General features: G+C 64.1%; 20 protein-coding genes and 2 pseudogenes. 10 read left to right on the top strand and 12 right to left on the bottom strand.

Annotated features, from left to right (window positions below; translation table 11 throughout):
- Position 1: 1 nt before the first annotated feature.
- A complete protein-coding gene (locus IV500_RS19350; RefSeq protein WP_196398458.1) occupies positions 2 to 1411 on the bottom strand; it encodes an MBL fold metallo-hydrolase in 1410 nt (469 codons plus the stop codon).
- A 193-nt stretch (positions 1412 to 1604) separates the two neighbouring features.
- On the opposite strand from IV500_RS19350, the gene IV500_RS19345 reads away from it, so the two are divergent.
- The 4 genes from IV500_RS19345 to IV500_RS19330 all read left to right on the top strand — a co-directional run bounded on the left by IV500_RS19345 (position 1605) and on the right by IV500_RS19330 (position 4027).
- The gene (locus IV500_RS19345; protein ID WP_196398457.1) at positions 1605 to 1862 is read left to right on the top strand and encodes a metal-sensitive transcriptional regulator; all 258 of its coding nucleotides are present in this window, start codon (positions 1605 to 1607) and stop codon (positions 1860 to 1862) included.
- A 133-nt stretch (positions 1863 to 1995) separates the two neighbouring features.
- Complete coding sequence (locus IV500_RS19340) at positions 1996 to 2268, top strand: SHOCT domain-containing protein (RefSeq protein WP_196398456.1); 273 nt, start codon at positions 1996 to 1998, stop codon at positions 2266 to 2268.
- Entirely contained in the window at positions 2268 to 3755 is a 1488-nt protein-coding gene (locus IV500_RS19335) for a multicopper oxidase family protein (protein ID WP_196398455.1), read from the top strand. The genes IV500_RS19340 and IV500_RS19335 overlap by 1 nt, the downstream gene beginning before the upstream one ends.
- 56 nt (positions 3756 to 3811) lie before the next feature.
- The gene (locus tag IV500_RS19330) at positions 3812 to 4027 is read left to right on the top strand and encodes a DUF302 domain-containing protein (RefSeq protein WP_196398454.1); all 216 of its coding nucleotides are present in this window, start codon (positions 3812 to 3814) and stop codon (positions 4025 to 4027) included.
- A gap of 7 nt (positions 4028 to 4034) precedes the next feature.
- On the opposite strand, the gene IV500_RS19325 is transcribed toward IV500_RS19330, so the two are convergent.
- Positions 4035 to 5471 (bottom strand): GH25 family lysozyme, encoded by a 1437-nt coding sequence (locus IV500_RS19325; protein ID WP_196398453.1) that lies wholly within the window; start codon positions 5469 to 5471, stop codon positions 4035 to 4037.
- 830 nt (positions 5472 to 6301) lie between these two features.
- Between IV500_RS19325 and IV500_RS22210 the strand changes: the two are divergent.
- Both IV500_RS22210 and IV500_RS19320 read left to right on the top strand, forming a co-directional pair.
- Positions 6302 to 6994 (top strand): annotated as a pseudogene (locus IV500_RS22210) (CAP domain-containing protein); the annotation flags it as partial.
- Between the two features lie 63 nt (positions 6995 to 7057).
- A pseudogene (locus IV500_RS19320) lies at positions 7058 to 7651 on the top strand (peroxidase family protein); the annotation flags it as partial.
- 266 nt (positions 7652 to 7917) lie between these two features.
- On the opposite strand, the gene IV500_RS19315 reads toward IV500_RS19320, so the two are convergent.
- On the bottom strand, positions 7918 to 8067 hold the full coding sequence (locus tag IV500_RS19315; RefSeq protein WP_196398452.1) for a hypothetical protein: 150 nt from the start codon (positions 8065 to 8067) through the stop codon (positions 7918 to 7920).
- A gap of 68 nt (positions 8068 to 8135) precedes the next feature.
- Here IV500_RS19315 and IV500_RS22205 point away from each other — a divergent pair, with 68 nt between their 5' ends.
- Positions 8136 to 8801 carry a response regulator transcription factor gene (locus tag IV500_RS22205; protein ID WP_312875994.1) on the top strand — a complete coding sequence of 222 codons (666 nt, stop codon included), beginning with the start codon at positions 8136 to 8138 and terminating at the stop codon, positions 8799 to 8801.
- Positions 8776 to 9882, top strand: a complete 1107-nt coding sequence (locus IV500_RS19305; protein ID WP_196398450.1) for a sensor histidine kinase — start codon at positions 8776 to 8778, stop codon at positions 9880 to 9882. Before IV500_RS22205 ends, IV500_RS19305 begins: the two co-directional genes overlap by 26 nt.
- Positions 9883 to 9952: 70 nt before the next feature.
- Here IV500_RS19305 and IV500_RS19300 read toward each other — a convergent pair whose 3' ends face one another.
- Both IV500_RS19300 and IV500_RS19295 read right to left on the bottom strand, forming a co-directional pair.
- Positions 9953 to 11638 carry a copper resistance CopC/CopD family protein gene (locus IV500_RS19300; protein ID WP_196398449.1) on the bottom strand — a complete coding sequence of 562 codons (1686 nt, stop codon included), beginning with the start codon at positions 11636 to 11638 and terminating at the stop codon, positions 9953 to 9955.
- A 98-nt stretch (positions 11639 to 11736) separates the two neighbouring features.
- A complete protein-coding gene (locus IV500_RS19295; protein ID WP_196398448.1) occupies positions 11737 to 17238 on the bottom strand; it encodes an Ig-like domain-containing protein in 5502 nt (1833 codons plus the stop codon).
- Between the two features lie 313 nt (positions 17239 to 17551).
- Here IV500_RS19295 and IV500_RS19290 point away from each other — a divergent pair, with 313 nt between their 5' ends.
- Positions 17552 to 17809 (top strand): SHOCT domain-containing protein, encoded by a 258-nt coding sequence (locus tag IV500_RS19290; protein ID WP_230855205.1) that lies wholly within the window; start codon positions 17552 to 17554, stop codon positions 17807 to 17809.
- 76 nt (positions 17810 to 17885) lie between these two features.
- Here IV500_RS19290 and IV500_RS19285 read toward each other — a convergent pair whose 3' ends face one another.
- The 3 genes from IV500_RS19285 to IV500_RS19275 all read right to left on the bottom strand — a co-directional run bounded on the left by IV500_RS19285 (position 17886) and on the right by IV500_RS19275 (position 20563).
- Positions 17886 to 18893, bottom strand: a complete 1008-nt coding sequence (locus IV500_RS19285) for an MDR family NADP-dependent oxidoreductase (RefSeq protein WP_196398447.1) — start codon at positions 18891 to 18893, stop codon at positions 17886 to 17888.
- An 82-nt stretch (positions 18894 to 18975) separates the two neighbouring features.
- The gene (locus tag IV500_RS19280; protein WP_312875993.1) at positions 18976 to 19596 is read right to left on the bottom strand and encodes a bifunctional 4-hydroxy-2-oxoglutarate aldolase/2-dehydro-3-deoxy-phosphogluconate aldolase; all 621 of its coding nucleotides are present in this window, start codon (positions 19594 to 19596) and stop codon (positions 18976 to 18978) included.
- A gap of 73 nt (positions 19597 to 19669) precedes the next feature.
- Entirely contained in the window at positions 19670 to 20563 is an 894-nt protein-coding gene (locus tag IV500_RS19275; RefSeq protein WP_196398446.1) for a sugar kinase, read from the bottom strand.
- A gap of 171 nt (positions 20564 to 20734) precedes the next feature.
- Here IV500_RS19275 and IV500_RS19270 point away from each other — a divergent pair, with 171 nt between their 5' ends.
- A complete protein-coding gene (locus tag IV500_RS19270; RefSeq protein ID WP_196398445.1) occupies positions 20735 to 21466 on the top strand; it encodes an IclR family transcriptional regulator in 732 nt (243 codons plus the stop codon).
- A 32-nt stretch (positions 21467 to 21498) separates the two neighbouring features.
- Here the strand turns inward: IV500_RS19270 and IV500_RS19265 are convergent, their stop codons facing one another.
- The 4 genes from IV500_RS19265 to IV500_RS19250 form a co-directional block, all read right to left on the bottom strand.
- Positions 21499 to 21663 carry a hypothetical protein gene (locus IV500_RS19265; protein ID WP_196398444.1) on the bottom strand — a complete coding sequence of 55 codons (165 nt, stop codon included), beginning with the start codon at positions 21661 to 21663 and terminating at the stop codon, positions 21499 to 21501.
- A gap of 4 nt (positions 21664 to 21667) precedes the next feature.
- A complete protein-coding gene (locus IV500_RS19260; RefSeq protein ID WP_196398443.1) occupies positions 21668 to 22072 on the bottom strand; it encodes a hypothetical protein in 405 nt (134 codons plus the stop codon).
- 55 nt (positions 22073 to 22127) lie between these two features.
- A complete protein-coding gene (locus IV500_RS19255; protein WP_312875992.1) occupies positions 22128 to 22697 on the bottom strand; it encodes a gluconokinase in 570 nt (189 codons plus the stop codon).
- Positions 22694 to 23212, bottom strand: a 519-nt coding sequence (locus IV500_RS19250; RefSeq protein WP_281064072.1) for an enolase C-terminal domain-like protein, incomplete at its 5' end; no start/stop codon positions are given. The genes IV500_RS19255 and IV500_RS19250, both read right to left, overlap by 4 nt.

Raw genomic sequence — 23212 nt, 5'->3', positions numbered from 1 at the left:
GTCAGTTGCTGGAGAGGGTGTCGCGTGACTGCTGCCAGGCGGCCCAGCCTGTGTAGCTGCCGTGGAGTTCGACGACGTCGTAGCCCGCGCGGCGCAGCGCGCTGGCGGCCACGGAGTTCCGGACCCCGCTTTGGCAGTAGGACACAATGGTGCCTGCGGTCGGGAGTTCCTCCAGGTGCCACATCAGCCGGCCGCCGCTGAGCTGATGGGAGCCGGGGATGTGCCCGGCGGCATGCTCGGTGCGGTTGCGGACATCGAGCACCATCGCGGCGTCAAAGCCTTCGAGTTCTTCGGGCCGGATCAGTTTCGGCGTGCTCGCCGGCAGGCCCTCGGTGCTGGTGAGGTAGCCGGCGACCTGGTCGATGCCGACCCGGACCAGGTGGTCCCACATCTGCTGCGCGGACGCCCGGTCCGGGGCCAGCAGCACCAGCGGGTTCTTGTCCTTTTCCGGGTCCACGACCCAGGCGCCGAAGCTGGCGGTGGACTTCCCTGCCGGGATGTTCACAGAGCCGGTGACGGTACCCTGATGGACCTCGGTGTTGGCCCTGGTGTCCACGAACGTTACTGTGTCTGAGGCGAGGTCCCGGGCGACGTCAGCGCTCTGCAGTTCCTCAAGCGGGGCGCGTTCGCCCATCACGGCCGGACCCTGCCGGTTTTCGCGCTTCATCCTGCCGAAGTAGGCGTGGGCGTCGGGCTGGCCGTTGAGGAGTTCGTTAATGAAGCCTTCCTCGTCGTTGGCGGCCAGGTACGGCCCCCACCAGGCGTAGAGCCGCTCGTAACCGACCGTGGAGGAAGGGATAGCGCCCAGGGCCTTACCGCAGGCACTGCCGGCGCCGTGGCCGGGGTGGACCTGAACATGGTCCGGCAGGGTCAGGAATTTATCCCGCAGGCTGGTGAAGAGTTGCTTGGCCCCGGCGAAGCGGGTGTCCATGCCGCCGGCGGCCTCGTCCAGCAGGTCAGGGCGGCCCAGGTCACCGGCGAAGACGAAGTCCCCGGAGAGCAAGTATCCCGGAGTGTCGGCGAACGCCCCGTCGGTGATCAGCAAGGACAGGTGCTCGGGCGTGTGGCCGGGGGTGTGCACGGCCTTGATGGTGATGTTGCCCAGGATAATCTCGTCGTTGTCGCTCAGGCGTTCGGCGGCGAACCCGTACTGCCAGTCCACCCCGCCCTCACCGGAGACATAAGCGGTGGCACCGGTCGCGGCGGCCAGTTCGCGGGTCCCGGAGAGGAAGTCCGCGTGGATATGGGTTTCGGTGACGGCGACGATCTTCATCCCGTTCGCTGCCGCCAAGGCCTGGTAGACGGCGATGTCCCGTCGGGGGTCCACCACAAGGGCTTCGCCCTTGGCCTGGCAGCCGATCAGGTAGCTGGCCTGGGACAGGTCTTCATCGTAGATGCGCTCTAAAAGCATGGGGCTCTCCTTCGTTGGGCGGTGGGGGAGTTTCCGGGAGGGGATTCTCCGTTCCTCTCTCCACAACGGTAATACCCCAGGGGGTATCTTGCAAGTAGTCAGCGCCGGGCCGGATGCGCACGGCCTACGGCTGGACTATATACCCCCAGCGGTATAAAATTAGTGCAACATCCACCCAGCCTTGGAGCCCATCATGGAACTCGATTCGACAGAACTCACCCCCGTCGTCAACCGACTCAAACGCGCCCAAGGCCAGCTTGCCGCCGTCACCCGCATGCTCGAAGAGGGCCGGGACTGCAAGGACATTGTCACCCAGCTCGCCGCGGTCTCTAAGGCACTGGATCGGGCCGGGTTCGCTATCATCGCCAGTGGTCTGGAGCAGTGCATCACCAAAGAAGATCCCACCATGAACAAGAAGGACCTGGAAAAGCTCTTCCTGTCCCTTGCCTGAGCCGTCACCAGCCCAAAACCAAACCCGGGACTGCGGCGTTGTGGCCCGAGCCGCTTCCGGTCACGAACTGCCATGACCCCCGCGCCGGCCGTCACGACAGTGGCCGGGGAACCAGGAACGGAGCAGGAAAGTGATGAACGGATACGGTTTCATGATGGACTGGACGTGGCTATTCTGGCTGCTCCTGATTATCGGTGTCGTCCTGCTCGTGATCCTTGCTGTGCGGACTTTTTCCGGGGGAATTAACCGATCCGGGACCGGCCGAGGCCCTGGCCCGGGCGCGGAACGCCCAAGCGCTATGGGCGCCACTACCGCCCGACGGATTCTGGACGAACGGTACGCCAAGGGAGAATTGAGCACAGAGGAATACCGTGAACGGCTCAAGGTCCTCGGGGACGATGCCTGATGCAACCTCTCAGCCGCCGCAGTGCCCTGATGCTGGGAGGTGTGGGTGCTGCGGCGGCAGCGACGGGCGCGGCCGGATTGCTCTGGAACCAGGCCATGGGATTCCAAGCCGCCGGCGGCCTGGACCTGAGTGAACCGCACGCCCTGCGCAGTGCCGATGGCCGGCTGCAGATAAAACTGTCAGCGGCCCGGGGCCAGGTGCGGATCGCGGGTAGAGACGCCATTGCGCTGTCCTATAACGGGTCCCTGCCGGGCCCCACCCTTATCCTGCAGCCCGGGGACCGGCTGAACGTGACGCTGGAGAACAGCCTGGGTGATCCGACCAACCTGCACGTCCACGGGCTGCACGTCTCCCCGCAGGGTAACAGCGACAACGTGCTGGTTTCGATCGCCCCGGGAGAGTTCTTTAACTATGAGTACCGGCTGCCGGTGAACCATCCGCCGGGCGTGTACTGGTACCACCCGCACCACCACGGAAGCGTCGCCGACCAGGTCTTCGGCGGCCTGTACGGGGCGATCATAGTCCAGGACCCCCGACCCGTGCCCGTGACCAGGGAACGGGTCCTGGTCATCTCGGACATCTCCCTCACCGGGGGCGGTTCCACCGCCACCGTGTCCGCGATGGAGAAGGTGATGGGCCGGGAAGGTGCACTGGTCCTGGTCAACGGGCAGCTGAACCCGGCCCTGGCCGCCCGACCGGGCGAGCGTGAACGGTGGAGGATCGTCAATGCCTGCGCCTCCCGCTACCTGAAACTACGCCTTGACGGCCAGCACCTGCAACTGCTGGGCCTGGATTCGGGCCGCTTCCAGAGTCCCAAGGACGTTGAAGAGGTGCTGCTGGCCCCGGGCAACCGGGCCGACCTGCTCGTCACCACTGGCGCAGGGACCGCGATCCTGCAGGCCCTGCCGGTGGACAGGGGCGGCATGGGAGCCATGCTGGGGGGCAATAACGGTGGCGGACAATCCCGGACCGTCCCGGACGGGACCGTCCTGGCCACCCTTTACGTTACCGGCGCGCCGGCGGCTACGCCGGGACCGGTCCCGCCGCAGCCGGCACCCAGGGACCTGCGGGCCACCACGGTGACCGCCCACAGGGAACTGGTCTTCGCCATGGGAATGGGCATGAACAGCGGCGGCATGGACGGTGGGATGGGATCCGGGAAGATGAGTTTCATCATCAACGGCAGGCCGTTTGACCCCACCAGGGTTGACACCACGGTCCCCGCCGGTGCCATCGAGGAATGGACTCTGCGGAACACGAGCCCGATGGACCACCCCGTGCACCTGCACGTGTGGCCGATGCAGGTCGTCGAACAGGCCGGCCAGCCGGTGGATAGCCCCGAGTGGCAGGATGTCGTCAACGTCCCGGCCCGCAGCAGCGTCCGGGTCCGGATCGCCTTCGATGACTTCCCTGGTAAAACCGTCTATCACTGTCATATCCTGGACCACGAGGACAGCGGCATGATGGGCTTGATCGAAGCCCGGTAGCATAGCGGACCCACAGTCCGTTGCGTGAATGAGCAAACCGATGAAGGAGCTCAGCAATGAGCTACGGACACACCATCACCGTCTCCCGGCCCTATGAAGAAGCAGTAACCCTGACCCGTGAAGCACTCTCGGGTCAGGGCTTCAGCGTGCTTTCCGAAATCGATGTCCGCGCCACCTTCGAGGCCAAGCTCGGCTCCGACACCGGTCAGAGCCTGGCTGACTACCTCATCCCCGGCCGTCGTCGAAGCCGCGGCGGCGCCGACCGGGAGTAAACGGTCTCTAACCGGGAAGGGTGTTGCGGAAGCGGTAGAGGAATGCGGCCATTGCGTCGCGGTTCACTGTATCTCCTGGGCGGTAGGTGCTGTCCGGGTAGCCGGTGGTGATGCCGGTAGAGGCCAGCCAGCTGATCTCTTTGTAGAAGGGGTCCGTGGTGCCCAGATCGGTGAAGGGGGATTTCGCCGGGGCCGTGTAGGCCGGGGAACCGGCGAGGCGGTAGAGGAATGCGGCCATTGCGTCGCGGTTCACGGTATTCAGGGGGCGGTAGCTGCCCTCCGGGTAGCCGGTGGTGATGCCGGTAGAGGCCAGCCAGCTGATCTCTTTGTAGAAGGGGTCCGTGGTGCCCAGATCGGTGAAGGGGGATTTCGCCGGTGCCGTGTAGGCGGGGGAACCGGCGAGGCGGTAGAGGAATGCGGCCATTGCGTCGCGGTTCACGGTATTCAGGGGGCGATAGGTGCCGCCGGGATAGCCGGTCGAGATCTGCGTGGCAGCCATCCAGTTGATCGGCGCAAAAAACTGATCGGCGGCGCTGACGTCAGTAAACGCCGGGCCGGGGCCGGTGGCAAAGGCGGTCAGCTGGCGCAAGGTCCCATTGAAGACGTCCTGATCTCCAGGGAAGATGCCGCTGTCGGCGTGTTGCCAGAAGCTGTAAGTATCCCAGCTGGCCGGCATTGGACCCACCCATGTGGAATAAGCGGCTATGAACAGCGGATTATCGCTGAGCCCGGCGTTATTGCCAGTGCACCTCGTCCACCAGTCCGCGGTCGTGTAGATTGCCGGCGGACGTCCCGTACGGTCTCTGACCGTTTTGGCGAAATCGTTGATCCACCGGACCATTCCGGACTGGCTCAGACCGTAGCAGGTGTCTCCGTACGGGTTGTACTCGATGTCAAGAAGCGGGGGCAGGGTCCCGCCGTCGGGGGACCAACCGCCGCCGTTGCTGACAAAGAAGTCAGCTTGTGCTTTTCCGGTGGACCGGTCCGGTAAAGCGAAATGGTAAGCACCGCGGATCATGCCCGCTGCGAAGGCGCCGTTGTACTGACTGGCGAAATAGTTGCTGGTAAACCCCGTTCCTTCGGAGGCCTTAATATAGGCAAATTTTGCACCGTTGGCCGTGGCCCTCGCCCAGTCTACGTTTCCCTGCCAGCCGCTGACATCCATTCCGGGAACACCGGCAGGTGCGGAATACGCCGTCGTGGTTCGTGAAGCTGCCGAGGACGAGCCTTCATGGCCACGAATCGTGGATCCCATCGCATGACCTTGGTCCACGATTGAAGATGACGGTGCCGACGGCGGCGGATACGGTGCCGCCGAAGCGCCCTGTACATCGACGAGCATGGACACAGCAATGAGGAGGACCGCGCTGGTCAGCGTGCGGAACCAAGCGGGGGACACGAAGTTCCGGGATGAGGCCGTTGGGCGACCGGGAGAGGCAAGCATGGGAATGTGAGACCTTTCGGGGCTAATCGGACCGGTCAGGCGGGCGTGCGTAGGCGCGCCCGATGTTCAGCCTTGGTAAACCATCGGATCTGAGGGGGAACCCTTCGGTTTTTTGTTGGCGACGGCGGAACTGTAGACCACCCGTCCTGCAGCTCACTATCGACTTCGCCAGCCACGCCGTTACCTGTTGCAGTCACCTTTTGTAAAAAAGGCACGACGTGTGGATCGGCGGGAGCGTTGCAGTGAACAGCGCCTGCCGGCTTTGGAATGCCCGGACCATGCCGACCCCAGCGCGTGACGCCCCTCCTGCATATCCGGCCCGCCACGCTGATTGACCGGGCCCATCCATCCGGCCTGTACAAACTTTGCACGTTTTGCGTTGCAACATCCGCAGCCGCACCTCATGCCCTTTGGACTGCAACCGGGAGACCTTCGCAACCTCGCGTTGGCGCAAAGTCGGTCACCGACACGTCGAAGTCCCGCACACAGGGCGCCATCACTACCACTGCGGCTTCGATTGGCGTCGTTGCACAGGCCTTGTCGGAGCGTCGGCGGCATCATCGGCAGGCAACGCCATCCCGCTGGCCCACGACGTGGCCGCTCAGTAGAACCATCCCAGCTCGCCACCGCCCACGGACCCTCACGGATCAGGGACGGTAGTTCACGGATCTGGCCGGCCTTGAATGCGCAGATTACCTGCCATCTTGCCGGGTCATAACCAAGTAGAGCAGGTATCTTTCAACGGTCCAGCCTTACGCACGGATCCGAGGTGCCGATAGAGGGTCCTGACCGGCAATGACGCGGGGACACTTCTCATTTATGCCACACACATGATTTGGGTTCCGCTACCGGCCGCACACAAGCCAGGCCCACGATGTCCCCGACAAGAAATACTGGTTATGAAAAAGTTTGCCCTCAGCGCCTCAGCCCTGCCCCTTGCTCTTGCCCTCGCATTGGGGTGCGCATCCCTCCCGTTCGCGGGAGCGAACGCCACAGAACGGACGGGCACCGTATCTGTCCCAGCCGAATCCGATCTCATCCCTGTTATGCCGGATACACCCAAACCTCCAGCGGATATGACTCTGCCAGCGGGGAGCGCACTGATGCCGGCCGGCACGGCTGCCGGGAACCCTCTGTCCACCGGTGTAAATTCAGACTCCAGCGACACCTACGCTGCGCAGGTCCTCCAACTGATGAACGCCCGGCGACGCGACGCCGGGGTGCCTGCACTGCGCTGGAACCAGAACGTCGCTGACGTCTCACAGGAATGGGCAAACCATCTTGGTGAAGCCACCAAGGACCCCAACTTTGATTGGGGGACCATCCACCGGGCTGACGGCGGCGGCCCGAGGATTTCAGCTGGCGCGACGTGGTACGCCGAAATCATCGGTTTCAATTTCACGCCGCAAAATATTGTTGACTGGTGGATGAGTTCGCCCTCACACCGGGCAGCCATGCTGGACGGGCGCGAAACTGACGCCGGCGTCGGCTATGTTGTGCCGACCTCCGGACCGTACGCGGGCTGGCATATGGTCGTCTCGAACATGGCCGGCTATCGCTCTTCTGTGCAGACACCTGCACCTGCACCTGCACCAGCACCAGCACCAGCGTCCCCTTTCGGCGACTTGCGTGCCGGGCAGCAGTTTCTCAGTGAAATGAACTGGGTCGCTGACAGAAGGGTCTCCACCGGCTGGACCGAGGCCAACGGATCCAAAACCTACCGGCCCTTTGACTCCGTGAGCCGGGATGCCATGGCTGCTTTCATGTACCGTCTCGCCGGTTCACCCGCGTACACAGCACCCAAAACGTCCCCCTTCGCAGACGTCTCCACCGGTCAGCAGTTTTACAAAGAAATGGCCTGGCTCGCTTCGAAAAGGATTTCCACCGGCTGGACCGAAGCGAACGGCACCAAAACCTTCCGACCGCTGCAGCCCGTCGCGCGGGATGTCATGGCTGCCTTCATCTACCGCCTCTCCGGTTCGCCGGCCTACACGGCACCTAAGATATCTGCGTTCGCTGACGTCTCAACGGGGCAGCAGTTCTATAAAGAAATGGCCTGGCTCGCTTCGAAAAGGATTTCCACCGGCTGGACCGAAGCCAACGGCACCCGGACGTTCAAATCGCTGCAAAGCGTGAACCGCGATGCCATGGCCGCTTTCATGTACCGATGGGACCACTGAGCGGCGGTGAGCCGCTTTACTGGTTCCGCACACTCGGAATTTTAGGCCCGGAAACTGGGCATCAGGCTAATAGGGAGAGCGCAGACGGGAGGACGGACAGGGAGGTGGGTCGGCACCCGTTCACCTGGTTTTGGAGTGGAACCCCTGAGAGGGGGCTTGGCGTCGCTTACCGGCAATGGACAAAGAGACCCACAGAGAGCAGGCTCGAGACAACAGCCGACGGACGCTAAGTGCTGAGCTGACGATGTGCCGGACTGGCTCAGTGCTCACTGCGCACCTTGGTAACTACTTGGGTCGTTGAATTTATACGTGTTGACTGCTGCGGAGCCCTGGCGGACGATGAGTGCAGCCGGGTAATCCCATGCCGGCTTAGCCACGAGGTGGTGGAGTACGTCCGGCAGGAATTGGCGGAACATCGCATGAATAACCGTATTGCACCGTCTGGCATCGTCCTCGCGCAGCGGTCACTGACGTGAATCGCATCGTGGTCGTCGAGGACGAGCCCGTTCTGGCCCGACTCCTCGGCCGCATCCTCGGTGGTGCCGGCCATACGGTTACCGTGGCAGGCACGGTGGCCGGCGCTCTGGCGGCGATCCGCGCTGTCGACCCGGAACTGATCATTCTCGACCTCGTACTGCCGGACGGACGCGGCGAGGACGTGCTCGCCGAACTGATGCGATTCCGTCCGGCGAGCCGCGTCCTGGTGCTGTCATCGATGACGCAGGTGGCCACCAGGGTCGGTGTTTTGGAGGGCGGTGCGGTGGATTTCCTGGCCAAACCGTTCGCCAATGCCGAGCTGCTCGCCCGGGTCAACGCACGCATCCGAACGCCCGCATCGACGCAGGTATCGGCTGCGAAAGTTACCCGCTATCTCCGTAGGGCCGGCATCGAAATCGATGTGCAGCAAAGGGAACTCGTGGTCAGCGGGAGCCGCATCCCGTTGACGCACCGGGAATTCGTGCTCCTGGTCTTCCTCCTCGAGCGAGCGCCCGAGCCGTGTACACGGACCGAGCTGCTCGAGCGCGTCTGGGGGACGAAATTCGACCCCGGGACGAACGTCGTCGACGTCTGCGTGCGCCGACTGCGGTCTAAACTGTCGAACGACAAGATTGAAACGGTGCGCAATGTCGGATATAGGATCGCGGCTTAAAGTCGTCCTCGCCGCCGCATGGGCGTTGTTCGCAGGAGTGAACTGCTACTTCACCTTCTCGCTGCCCGGCAAGGAAACCATCCCCTTCCACCTCGTATGGGCCAGTTTCGCGCTGGTCTACGGACTGTGCCCGTGGCCTCGGCGTGCCACCCTGGTCGTCTTCGGCGTCATCACGATGGTAACGGGGTTTGCCCTGGTCCATCACGCGATGGCAGGGGTCATCGCGTGGGAAGAATGCAGCGAGACCGTCCTGATGGGCGGCATTCTCTCGCTGCTGATCTGGCACGTGAACCGGCAGTGGACCGCTCAGGCCCGGTTGCGGGCACTGCAGCAGGCCGACCGGCACCGCAGTGAGCAGCGGGAGAACGCAGCCCGGTTCGGTTCGCATGAGGTACGCACCCGGCTGACTATTGCCCGGGGCTACGCGCAACTCATTGCCGACCAGTCTGCCGAGCCGACGGTGCGCGAGGACGCTGAGCTGGTGGTGGCCGAACTCGTCAAGGCGTCTGTCTTGGCGACCAACTTGCTCACTCTGGTCCGGGTCGTGGAGCCGTCGTCCCCTGAGCCGGTCGACGTCGACCGGATACTGATCGATGTCTTGCGCCGATGGTCGGTCACCGCCGACCGGATCTGGAGCTCCCGGAGTACGGTCGGTACCGCGCAGGGCGACAACGAGCGACTCGAGGCGATGCTGGACTGCCTGCTGGAGAATGCGGTTAGGTTTACCGGTCCGGGAGACACTATTGCGATGACGGCGGACGCCGATGGCGACGAGCTGGTCCTGACAGTGCGGGACACCGGGGCGGGTATCCCCGCCGCGGATCTTGACACCGTGTTCGAGATCTTCCGGACTGCGTCTACTGCGGGCGAGCGCGCCGGGAGCGGGCTGGGCCTGGCCATCGTGAAGGCAGCCACGGAAGCCCGTGGCGGCACCGTCTCGGTGGCCAGCTCGCTTGGTCACGGAACCACCTTCACCCTGCGACTTCCGGTACAGCCGTCGCCGCTTACCCCAGTCGGAGAAACCGCCTACGATCCGGCTGACCGTGGTCCCCTCAATGAACCGGTTGACTTCCGCAGCTGACGTGGGCACCTCTGCCGAGCAGCTGCCGTGCTATCGGGGTCGCACGCCGAGTCGGACCGGGGCCGGGAGCTCATCTCACAATGACCAAGTCGGCGACGGCGGCGGGCTGTTCCAACTCGTTGATCCGGACGGCGGTGGTGATCTTCCACTGACCCGCTACGGGGAGCACGACGACGGCCCGGTAACTGCCTGGCGTTGTCCCCAGCTCAACCTTGGCGGTCACCGGTCCGAGGCTCAGATTAGGTTCCGCCACACTGACCTGTGGCATGCCGAGCGGCACGATGGGCGCACCCCCCGCGTCGGTGAGGTCGAAGGTGATGACGTTGACTCCTGCCGTGCCAGGGCTGAACCGGCCGGTGAGGTGACCGGCGCCGAGGTCGGCGACCACGGGCGTCCCAACCGCAGCCGGGTCAGCGGGGGTATCGGTTGCCCGCGGATTTTGCAGCGTCAGGGCCGAGGTGAGCCCAACGACCAGCACCACCCCAAGCACCTCCAGACGGATGGCCAGTGCCAGCCGGCGCCAGGCTATCCCCGTGATGGCCTCGCGCGCCAGGTGAGGGACCAGACCGAATCGGTTCCAAACCGCAAACGCGCCGATGACCGCGACCACGCCAAGTTTGATCAGCAGCAGCCGGCCGTAGGAGCTGGTGACGAGGGCCGTCACCGAGCCGACCATCACCACGGCCAGGATGGTTCCGGTGACGCCCAATAGGACGACAAGCCCACCGGCCAGGGTAGAGAACCTGCCTAGGACCACGGCAGCCTTGCCCGGATTATCCTTTCGCCGTCGGGCACGGTTAACGTGCAGGATAAGAGCCACAAGACCGCCCAGCCAAACTGCTGCTGTCGCGGCATGGACCAGGTCGGCGCCCATCACCAGCCAGCCGGGGCCGAAGGTTCGGGTGTGGCCGACGGGCAGCACGGAGGCCAGCGCCGTACCGGCCCCCACAGTGCCGACCCAGAATCCTTCCCGACGCGGCAGACGCCCCCGGAGCAGCATCAGCGCAACCCCGGTCCCGGCGAGGAGCAGAGTCAATACGGCGCTCCCGGACCATCCGGGGGTGAGGGCCGTCGGTTGCAAGAGCGCACTAAGACCCAACCCCAGCTCGCGCACCGCGGTGAGGGGCACCAGGACGACGTAGGCACAAACGGAGACGAGTGCGGCCACCCGCGGCAGCAGGGGAGCTACAGCGGCGGTCCGGGCAACGAAAATATCGAAAACCGTCAGACCCACAAGATAAAAAAGGCCCAGATAGCCCAACGCGGTGAGAACCCCGTACAGCACGTCCACGGGTCCTGTATAGCTTTTGGCGATGGTCGGGACCGATGCGCTGGCCCGGCCCACGATGAACGACAGCGTCCCGGACGCAGGGTGGGAGTCGGCGGAAATCACCCGCCAGCCGAGCGCGTAGCTGCCCTCGCCGAGGTTTGACGGCAGGTTTACCCGGACAATCGCGTCCACTTCCTCCCCGGACACCGTCCGGTGACCACCGCTGCCGTCATAGAGTTGGAGGCCATCGGGGATCAGGGAGACTTGCTCGTCGAAGGCGAGTTCCACCACGGTGGGCGCCTGGGCGAGTACTGCGCCCTCAACCGGCGTCGTGTACAGCAGCGCGGTGTGCGCCAAGGCTGGTGCCGGAGGGAGCACCAGCACCACAGTCAGGGTTGCCAACAACAACGCGAGGAGCCGGCGGACCAGTGGTCCGCGGGCCCGGGATTCCTGTTCGCGGTTCCTGTGATGCGTTCTTCTCGACACGATGGTCTCCTCGTCCTGTGTGACGGTGCCCATGCAAGGCCGGGCCCACCGCCCCCCGGATGATAGCTTCCGGGCGGCGGTGGGCGTTGTCGGAGATGCTACTTGCCGGTAGTGAAATTCCAGGTGACAGGAGTCAGCAGGTTGCCAGCGGTGTCCTTGATCCCGCTGCTGAGGGTGACGGTGTACTGGGTGTTGGCCAGCAGGGTACCGGTCGGGTTGAGCGTTGCCACCTTCGTGGTGCTGGAGTAGCTGACCGCGGAGGTGAAGGCGATGCCGGTCGACGTCCGCTTGATCGTGAAGTTCCCGTTCGCCGTGGCCATGGTCGGCAGACCGGCGACTACCTCGCTGAAAGTTACAGTGATGTTCGCCGTTCGGCTGACCCCGTTGGCGTTGACTGCCGGGGTCCGAGCCGTGACGACTGGGGCGGGACCGGTGATGAATGTCCACGTCCTGGCGGTGAGCGGGTTGCCGGCCACGTCCTTGACCGCGTTGCTCAGGGACAGGGTATAGGTGCGGTCACTGGCCAACGGAGTATCCGGGGTCAGAGTGACGACCCGAGTGGTGGCGTTGTAGGTCACTTTCGAGGCGATGGTCGCCGTCCCCAGCTTCAGGGTGAAGTTGGGCGTGCTGGCAGCGGTAGTGGGAAGACCGGTCACGGACTCGCTGAACGTTGCACTCAACGGGGTCCGCGTGGTAGTCGTTCCCAGACTGATGCCGGTGGCTCCGGCTGCGGGGTTGGTGGTACTGATTGTCGGGCTGGGTCCGGTGACAAAGTCCCAGCTCGTCGCCGCGAGCGAGCCGCCCGACACGCTCTTGATGGCCGTGGTCAACGAGAGGGTGTAAGGCTTGTCAGCGGTCAGTGCCGTCGTCGGGATGAGGGTGGCCGTCCGCGTCGCCGTGCTGTAACTCACCGAAGCCGGAACATTCGTGGCGCCCTGCTTCAACGTGAACGTGGTGTTGCTGACGCCGGTGACGGCTTCGTTGAAAGTGACGGTCGGCCGAACGTTGGTCGCCACCCCGGTCGCCCCTGATGCGGGGTTATTGGTGGTCACCCTGGGCGTGGTGGAAGCGGTGAGTAGCGGTGCGGACGCCGCGTTCCCGGCCGCGTTCCAAGCCGTGATCCTGTAGGCGTACTGGCCGGTCCCGGCGGTCTTGTCGGTGTAGGTGGTGACGTTCGCCAGCGTGGTGGCGATCTGCGCGTAGCCACCGACCGTGCCGTTGGTCAGTGGTGCGCGCTCGACCTTGTAGCCGACTTCGTTTTTCGCATTGCCCCAGGTAGTGGGATCGGTGATCGACACCGGGGTCCCGTCGGTCCAGCTCAGCAGCACGTCATTTGTGGGTCGAGTGAAGCTCACCACCGACCCATCGGGCAGCGTGCGGGGCGTACTGACCGAGATGGGCCGCATCATGTCCATCTCCTCGTGGCTGAGGATGTGGCAGTGCCACACGTACTCCCAGCCGAAGTTGGTCATGTCGTTGCTGATCGGGGCGATCGGATTACCGTTGGTGTCGGTGTTGTTGAACCCGGCTTCGGACCCGTTCGAGCCGGTCGTTGAGCCCCTGGCGCCCAGTGGCATCATCGGGTTCAGTGGCCGGTTGCTGTCCGGGATGGCGAACGGGAGTTTCGGCAGGATGGGCCTGACCGCCACGATTGTGTCCTCCAGAGGACTGACACGCACGGTGTCCTTCCAGCCAAGTTCTGTCGGTTCAGGCGGAATGATGATGTTGTCCCAGGTAACTCTGTTCAACACCTGTACGTCGTTGAGGTGGAAGTGCAGCGGATGGGTGTCCACGCCGTTATGCGTGATCTTCCAGATCTGCGTGCCGTCGGTGCTGGTGGAAATCGGGGCCACATTGAGACTGTTCGTCCCCGTGGTGCCGTCCAGCTTCTCCGTGGCGGGGTTGACATACGGGTACAGTATGACGTTTTGGAGCAGCGGTGTTGCCCCGGGCGCCTCCAGCCCGATGTTGCCGCTCATCCGGCCCCACTCGTCGAAATTCGCCGAGTTCATCTCATCGTGAACGCTCTTACCCTCGATTGGAATGCTGAGCTGGGGCCCTGCGAGGGTGTCGAACTTGAACTTGTCTCCTCCTTGCTCCGCGATCCGGACGAGGCCGTCACATTTGGCGGCGGGGTTGCTGGCCGCGTTGCAGTACCCACTGCTGACGAAGCTCTTCCCGTAGGCCTGGTTGTACGCGGACTGGCCGACAACGATCGGGTTCTGACTAGACTCGAAGACGCCCGCGGGTTGGCCTGCTGCGTCGGTGTGGTGATCGAATGCTGCCATCAGCTTGCCCATCTGGTCAGCGGTGGTGTTCGGCCGGTCGAAGGCCAACGCGGGCGCGGCGTTCGAAATCTTGACCTGCATGACCGACCGGGTGTCGGGCCCATAACCGGGAAGGGTCGTAGGAGCGCCAGCCGGGGCCATGTCCGGCCCACCGGTGTAGTAGTCGTAACCGGGGATCCGGCCCGGGAACGCCGCCGGTGCGTCGTTGTAAAGGATCAGCGTCTTCCCCTTGTAAGCGGAGAAGTCGACGATCACGTCGGCTCGTTCAGCGGGCGCGAGCAGCAGCGAGTGCTGGTCGACGTTGCCGACGTCGAATCGGGTCGCGTCGGTGATAAACGTCGTCTCGTGGGCGGGGACCACTGCCGGGGTCGGCAGAAAGCCGCCCTCATTACCGATCTGGATCCAATCAGGGCCCTTGGGGCTCTTGGTGGTGTCCGGCGTCGGCATGACGACCGGGTCGGTCTGCGCCATCGAGACCTCGCTGGACTTCAGTGCGACCTCGGTGCCGGTGGCAGGATCGGCGACGTACCAGGAAAGGTTCCAGAACCGATCGTCGGAGCCGTTAAGGATCCGGAACCGGTATGTCTTTGGGTCCATGGTTGTTGTGGGGTAGGCGGTGCCGTTCACCACCGGCGTGTCATGGAAGGCCTCCATGCCGACAGAGTTGTTGGGAGTCGACGGGATGAGGGCCGGTTCGCAGAAGGCAACCACGTTCGGGTCGCAGGCGGGATCGTAGTAGGGGTTGGCCATTGGCGGGTACTTGGCATCTTTTGCCGGCGGCCAGAACCACGGGCCGTAGAACCAGCGGCCGAATGCGCTCATCCCGCTGGGGTCGCTAGGGTTCTGTGCGGGCATATAGACGTGCGGCTGCCAAAGGTTGCCCTCGCCGCCCCACTTCTTCGGATCCCAGGTTGGGTCGAGTTGAGCCATCCGCTTCGCGCTCGGCACAAAGGTCTTGTCCTGGACGGTGAGCGAGGTGCCCATCCCGAGACCTTCCAGGGCGCCACCGGGAGCCATCAGTTTCTGTTCGGTGTCGTCAGTGATCATGTAGCCGGCTTCCTCGCCGGCGTATACGTTGAGCCGCGTGATGCCCCACGAGTGGTCGTGGTAGAACATCATCCGTGCGCTCTGCTGGTTGGTGTAGAAGAAGGTCTCCGCACCGGGACCGGGGTCCGGCATGTCCGGCACGTTGCTGACACTGACACCGTTGGGGTACGCCGTGTTCTCACCGCTCGGGGTGACCCACTGGTGTGGCGTGCCGTCGCTGATCCACGGGGTGATACCGCCGTGCAGGTGCAAAGTGGCACGGTTCTCCGAGTAGCACGTGGTCGGCTTCGGAGTCTGCCCGCACATCGGGTTGCGCACGCCGTCGAGGACGCTCTTCTCATCCTTCGCCATGTCCACCGGGATCTTGGTTTTAGGGTCGAGCGTCATCATCTTAGGACCGGCACCGGCACCCATCACCGAGGTATCGACCGGGAGGAACAGGTCGCCATCCACGCCCGTTGGCAGCAGGTTGCGGAACAGTACCCGGACGGGCTTGTTCTTCGTGGCGACGATTGTCGGGCCGAGGTAGTGCGGATTGTCAACCCCGCCGAAGCTGATGGGACTGTCAGGCAGGGCAGGATCGAGATTGGCGTTGCCAAGGACGACCTTTTTGCCCGGGACGACGCTGGTCGAGAGCTGGACGTAGCCACGGAGCAGAGTGGCCGGCAGGTCCCGGTGGAACTTCATCCGGTACTGCACCACCGCGATCTCGTAGTAGTCGGTGCCGGGGTAAGTGGTGGTGTCGGGCACCGCTACCGGGATGTACTGCCCCAGGTCGTTAGCATTGGCCGCTCCCTCCCCCGGAAGTGTGTCGACGAACTTCTTAATCCCCGGTGTGAGGTAGCCCGCTCCGGGCGCGGTGACCACTATGTCGGTGACCGATCCCTTGACCGCAACCTTTGCGGTGGCGCTGGCGCCCTTGTCTGCCGTGCCCACTGTGTCAGCGACTGCCACGGTCGGTGTGGAGCTGTAGCCCGCGCCGCCGTAGGTGACGTCGATGCGGGTGACACCGATGGTGGCCTCAGCCTTGGCCACCTGAGTGGGTGGGGTCTTGCTGGCATCGGTGAGGGTTACGGTAGGGGTGGAGGTGTACCCGCTGCCCGCGTTCGCAATCACGACGCCGGTAACCACGCCGTTAGTGTCCATCGTCGCACTGCCGGTGGCCTGTTCGCCGTCTGCGAGGTCAGGCTTGGAGAAGTTCACCAGCGGTTGGGCCTGGTAGCCCTTGCCGCCGTCGGTCAGCTTCAGATTGTCGACTGCGCCGCTGGCCAGCGCATGCGCCTCGGATCCCGCAGTGGGGTTCCCGCCCGTTAGCGTTACGGCTGGGGCGGTAAACCCGTAACCGGTCTCGTTGACGTTAATGCCGGTGAGGACGCCGGTGGCAATCTTGGCGGTGGCCTTGGCCACCGTAGTCGGAGTGACTCCAGCGGTCGTGATCTCTACCGTGGGCGGGACGGCGTAGCCGTCACCCGGGCTGGTCACTGTAACACCGGAGATGGCGCCCGTTTTCGGGTCCACCGAGGCCGTAGCTTCCGCGCCAGTGCCCGGATCGGTGATGGTCGGCGTGACTTCGGCCCCAAAGGAGTAGGTCCGGTCGTGGGAGAAGTCCGGGTAGTTCGAGGCACCGAGCTTGATGGTGCTGTCCTTGGCTGGGGAAACGTTAGTGTTCAGCGTCGGGTCACTGGTTGCCGGTGTGCTCAAGGTGTCGCCGTTGGCCGGCACTTGAGTGTCGATCGGAATCCCTTGACCGTAGAAGCCGATCACGTCATCCTTCTGTACTGTCACAGCTGGCACGGGATAGGTCATGACCTCTCCGGAGTCCACAATCGGCGTCGGAACCTTCAGCTCGTCGCTGGCGTAGACGACGGTGTACTCCCCGGCGCTGCCGGTGGGCCGCAGCACCAGCGCGTGGAAGAGGCTGCCCGCCGAGGTGGTCGGGCTCGCCCCAGCGGTGCCCTGGTTCCAGCTCTGGAAGTTGTTGAGCGTGCCAGCGGGCAGCTTGGCATGGTCCAGCACCACCAGCACCGGACCCAGTTCACCAGTCGGCTTCGCGTAGTCGGTCGCGTAATTGCGCTTGGTCAGCGGGTTGCCGTACAGGACCGGTGTAGGGGTACCGACGCTAATTTTTACCATCGCGTCCGCCAACGTCTGCGGGCTGTTTGCCCAGTTGGGGTAGGGACCGAAGTAGTGCGGCACCTTGGTCATGTCGGTGGTACTCGAGGGGATGGCGGCTGCGGCAATATCGGGTTGGAAGGGAGTGCGCATACCTCCCAAGGGGCCGACACTGCTGATCAACAGCGCCAGCGCCAGGATGGCAGCCGGCCTGGCCAGACTACGCTTCGGGGCCCGGTGAAAACGGGGACGGGCAGATGGTTGCATAATATTTCCCCTAACAAGCGGAGTCCGGGATTGCGGACTCTATGTGAAGAGGGTGCGCCACCGAGGGCCAAAACGGGCGGTTTATGACATAAGTGTCATCTAGCCGGAAGCGTCTCTTGTCCCCGTATTTGCATTGAGGGACCTAAGCCCCTGTTCCGGGTGTGTACCCGGCCCTATTGTCTTTGGAGGAGGTCGGATCATGATGTATGACTGGGATGGGAACGGCTGGGGTATCGGCGCGTGGGTGGCCATGGCTGTGTTGATGCTGATTTTCTGGGCCGGGGTGGTCACCGTCGTTGTGCTGCTGGTTCGGCGCGCCCATCCGGGTGAAGGTCCGTATGTTGCGCGGCCGTCGCACCACGAGGCCGAGCGCATTCTTTCTGAGCGCTTCGCCCGTGGAGAAATTGACGAGCAGGAATTCACTGCCCGGCGCACAGCGCTGAGGCGTCAGGAATGAAGTGTGCGGCCAGTGCATTATGGGCCGTCAGCTCAAGGGCGGTTAAGGCTCGCCCGGCGGCCCGATGCCTCTGCGCTCAGCCGTCGCAGTCGACAATCATGCGGCCGCTGTTGCCGCCCGAAAGCAGCGATGCGAAAGCCTCTGGGATGCGGCCAAAGCCGTCAATTAAGGTGTGGACGCTGTGGATTGTCCCGGCCCGCAACCACCGGGTGGCGTCGGACTCGAAGTCCTGGCGCAGGTCCTCATTGAATGTCACATCGAAGCCGCGCATGGTCAGCTGCTGGTGGATCATCCGCAGGTAGTTCACCGGACCGCGGCGGTCGCCGGCCTTCCCATACTGGGACGCGGCACCGCAGATCACGACGCGCCCGCCAAAGCGGAGCACCTCCAGGGCGGCTTCCAGCTGTTCGCCGCCAACGTTGTCATAGCACAGGTCAATCCCGTCAGTGGCTGCTCCGTGCAGCAGGTCCAGGGCCGCGCCGTCGTGGTGGTTGAAGGCTGAGTCAGCGCCCAATTCGCCGAGCAGCCGCACCTTCTCGGCGGAACCGGCGCTGCCAATAACGGTGGCGCCGACGGCCTTGGCGAACTGCACGGCACAGCTGCCCACACCGCCGGCTGCCCCGGAAATGTAGACGGTGTCTTCCGCCCGCACCCCGCCAAACCGCATCAGGCCGGTGTACGCGGTGAAACCGACATGTCCAAGCACTGTCAGGTGGGCCTCTAGCGGGATGTCAGCTCCCAGTGCGGGGATGCGGCGCAGCTCGTCGGCTGCGGCTACTTCGATACTGCGCCACGGCGATTTTCGGACGGCGAGATCGCCCTGATGGAACAGATCGCTGCGGGAGTCAAGAACCTCCACGACGCCGTCGCTCGCCGGCACGTCACCGGGATGAATGCCCGGGCCGTAGGCCGTGTTCGGGCCACCGATCCGATTGGCCAGCCCGGCGTTCAGGCCCAGCCGACGCAGACGCACCAACACCTGCCCGCGGCCAAGCTCCGGGACCTGCGCCGTTTCTATCCTGAAATTCCGGGCCTCGACGGCGCCGTCCGGGTAGCTGGCCAGCTGCACTTCGTGGGAATCCATGCTGCCAGCCTAGACTAGGCGGTTGCGCGGTTGCGCGCCGAACCGCCCGGGCCCGGGCCCGGGGAGACAGTAAAAGGTTCCGCTACCCGGCGATGATGGCCGCGAGCTCGCTGAGCTGGCTTTCGTCGGCGAGGGCGGAGCCGACGGCGCCAACGCGGGCTCCGGCGCCAAGGTAGTCGCGGAGGTTGCCGGCGTCCACGCCCCCGGTGGCGACGATGTTCAGCTGCGGGAAGGGTCCGAGCTGGGCCTTGAACCAGGTGGTTCCCAGGGCGGTGGCTGGGAATGCCTTGACCCAGCTAAGGCCCTGGCCCAGCGCACGTTGGATCTCGGAGGAGCTGGCGATGCCGGGCAGGCTGGGCATCCCGGCGGCCAACGAAGCCGCGACGGTGTCTAGGTCCAGGCCGGGACTGACCGTAAAGGCGGCGCCAGCGTCGGCGGCTTGGCGCACATGATCGGGGGTCAGGACGGTGCCGGCCCCGACGTGCAGGCCGCGGGCGGCACCGGCGGAGGCGATGGCGGCGAGGCTTTCAATGTCTTGGGGGGACTGGATGGGAATTTCGACGCTGTTGATGCCCAGGTCCCAGGCAATGGTGGCGAGTTCAAGGCTGCGCCGGACGCCGAAGCCGCGCAGGATGGCCATAATGGGGGCGGCTTCGAAGTTGTGGCTGAACCAGTCGTTGGACTGGGCTGCTGTGATGGTCACGGTCGATCCTTCTCTTGGCGGGGTCACAAAGGTGCTCACTGAAGGCGGAGCTGCCTGCGGGTCCATACGGCCGTCAGCCGTCGAGCGGGTAGTCACCGGTAGACCGCAGGACCTTGACCGCGCACTCGTGGCCGGCCTGCAGGCATCGTTCGGGCGGGAGCCCGCTGAGCAGTGCGTCCAAGTAGCCGGCGGCGAAGGCATCGCCGGCACCCACGGCCTCGACGACGGCGCATTTCATGGCAGGGACGAAGGCTTTCCCGGTGGGGGAGAATTCGGTGGCTCCGACGTCGCCGTCCTTGATGATCAGGGTCGGTACTCCGTCCAGCAGATCGCGGACGTCCTCGGGTGTCTTTGTTCCCCAAAGTACTTCCGCTTCGTCCAGTCCCACAAAAACCAGATCTGACTGCCGCGCAAGGTCTCGCAGCCGTGGGCCGGCCTGCGCGATATCCCACAACGGCGCGCGGTAGTTAACGTCGAAGCTCAGCACAGTGCCGCTGCCGGAAATCCGCCGGACGACGGCGTCAGCCAAGTCGGAGCAGCCAGCTGACAATGCGGGCGTAATGCCGGAAAGATGGACGACAGCAGCCTGCTCCAGCGGGATATCCCGGACGGTTCCGGGATTCATCAAGGATGCGGCCGAGCCGGTACGAAAGTACTGGACGCCGTGACCGGGGTTCTTGAAGTACACGCCGCTGGGCGCCGAGGGTTCGATCCGGGCCCAGCGCAGGTCGATGCCGCGGCCGCGCAGCAGCCGTAGCGCGCGGCGGCCCAGGGCGTCATTGCCGAACTGCCCCACCCAGGCGGCGCAGCGGCCCAGGGACGCCAGATGGGAGGCCAAGTTGGACTCCGCACCGCCGACATCAAGGTGGAACGTTGCAGCATCTTCAAGCGCCTCGCCCACGGTGGGAGTCACGAGCAGCATGGTCTCGCCAATCGTGATGATCTCCGGGCCGGCGTCGGTGCTCATGTATCGTCTTTCATTCTCTGGAGCATATAACACAACGTTGTTGCGGTATATGCACACCCGGTGAACTTGGTATCTCCTAAATGACGGAGTAGATTATGGAGTATTTTGCGGATCCCGCAACCCGGTATGCAATATATGCAGCAAGCAGGACTCCAGGAAGAGGAAAATCTGATGTCCCAAAGTGTCCGCAGGGCGGCGCGCATCATCGACGCGATTGCCCAGGAACCCCGGTCGGTCAACGAACTGGCCGCGTCCTTCGATCTGCACAGGTCCACAATGTTCCGCGAGCTGGCTGACCTGGCGGAGGTTGGCTACGTCCGCCGCGGACGCGACGGTAAGTATTCGCTCGGACTGCATCTGGTGTCCCTGTCCAAGCTGGCCGTGGACAACCTCGACCTGCGTGAGGCCGCACATGTACACATTCGAGCGCTGCACAAGGTCGTTGGAAACACCATCCATGTGGCTGCGCTGATGGAGCACAGCATTGTCTACGTGGACAAAGTTGAGGATTCGGCGGGTGTGCGGATGTATTCGCGGATCGGCAAATCCGTGGAGGCGTACTGCACCGGCGTCGGCAAGGCTGTTTTGGCCGAGCTGGATCTGACCGGGCGCAATGCGGTGCTCCAAGGCACCAGCTGGAAACGGTATACCCCCAACACGCTTTCTACCCGGGCTGCGCTGGATAAGCAGCTGGCCGAGATTGAAAAACGCCATTGGGCGGTGGACGACGGCGAACACGAAGGTTTCGTCAACTGCATCGCCGTGCCAATTCTCGACTCTCACTCAGTAGCCGGTGCGCTCTCCGTAACGGCCATCCGCATGGTGGCTGACCTGGAGCGGCTCAAGGAGCACCTGCCGCTCATTCAAAAGACTGCCTCGCTGATCTCCGCGGAGCTTGGCTAACCGGGACGTCCATGTCCGGGCGACGGCGGCCGCTAGTGTTTGCTGTGCCGCGAATCCAGGGCGCGGCGTAGGTTTTCGGCGGCTTCGAGCACGAGGGCGTCTTCCCTGTTGGCTACCACGACGGTCCTGCTTTGCGTGGGCAGCGACACCTCGTAATCGCCGGAAGGGGACAGCTGCTTGATAAGCTTCGGTTGCATTCCCTCAGCTTTTTCCGTTGTCACTAGCGTCACCTTCTTCATATGCTCTCTTTCCATTATCGTCCGTGGCCCGGGCCCCGTCCACCGGTCCGGACAGCAATTGGGCCGTGACGCCGTCAGCGATGTCACGCAGAAGATCCGCGTCTTCATCACGGCAGAGGTCGCTGACCCCTAACCGGGCAAGGACGATAAGGCCCGTCCGCTGCCGGATCCGATCGCTGGTGCAAATAGCTGCGTCGATGGCCCACTGCAGGCGCTGCCAAAATTGGTCTCGCCTGTCGGCCCGGGTGCGCTCGACGAGTGTCACCAAACCGATGACCCCCGCGATGACGGCGCCAACCAGGATGGCCAGGGGTGCCCCGGCGGAGACATACTGCAGCCAGTCCGGGATTTCGGTAGCCGTTGCCATCGGATCAGCATAGTCCTGCAGCGCGATCCAAGGGGAGCTCCGCACCCGATCAGCGCTATGGTGCGACGGCAGGTTCCGCGTTTAGCTGCAGGCCGGTGGCCAAAACTGCCTGGTTCACGATCCCGTCCACGGGTTGGTTGATGTCTACGGTGTGGCCGTTTTCTTCGGGTCCGAGGGGTTCCAGGGTCTGCAGTTGAGAATCGAGGAGGGTGGCGGGCATGAAGTGTCCGCTGCGTCCTTCCAACCGGGTGCTGAGAACCTCGCGGCTGCCGTGCAGGTGCAGGAAGACGGTGTCGGGGGCCTGGGCGCGGATCGCGTTGCGGTAGCTGCGTTTGAGCGCGGAACAGGCAACCACCAGACCGGCACCGGTCCCGGCTGCGTTGGCCAGGGAACGGCCGACGACGGCGAGCCAGGGCCAGCGGTCCGCGTCCGTCAGCGGGATACCAGCAGCCATTTTCGCGATGTTGTCCACCGGGTGCAGGGAATCCGCATCCACGAACGGTGTGTCCAGGGCAGCAGCGACAAGAGCGCCGATGGTGGTTTTCCCGCAGCCGGAAACACCCATCATGACGACCGTCGGGTGGAGGACCGGGACCGGGACCGGGACCGGGGTAAGCGCTTTCACCAGTCATGCACCGTGCCGTCGGCCAGACGGTTGTAGGGCAGGTACGCCTGCTGGTACGGGAAGGACGCAGCGGCTTCTTCATTGAGTTCAACACCGAGTCCGGGTTTCTCCCCCGGATGCAGGTACCCGTCGGCGAAGGTCATGGATTGTTCAAAGACCGTGTTCGTCGTCCCGCTGTGTTCCATGTATTCCTGAATCCCGAAGTTATGGATCGCCAGCCCCAGATGCGTCTGCGCGGCCAACCCGACCGGGGAAACATCGGTGGGACCATGGAAACCGGACTTAATCTGGTACTGCGCGGCATAGTCCATGACCTTCTTCAAAGGCGAAATTCCCCCGAAGTGCGTGGACGCGGCCCGCACATAATCAATCAGCTGTTCACGGATCAGGGTCTGGAAATCAAAAACGGTGTTAAACACCTCACCGACCGCCAACGGCGTCGTCGTATGCGAGCGGACCAGCCGGAAGGCGTCCTGGTTCTCCGCCGGCGTGCAGTCCTCCAACCAGAACAAATC

It is taken from the genome of Arthrobacter terrae, assembly GCF_015708085.1.
In the GTDB taxonomy this organism is placed as follows: domain Bacteria; phylum Actinomycetota; class Actinomycetes; order Actinomycetales; family Micrococcaceae; genus Arthrobacter_M; species Arthrobacter_M terrae.
This window is presented reverse-complemented; position numbering and strand designations above follow the sequence as displayed.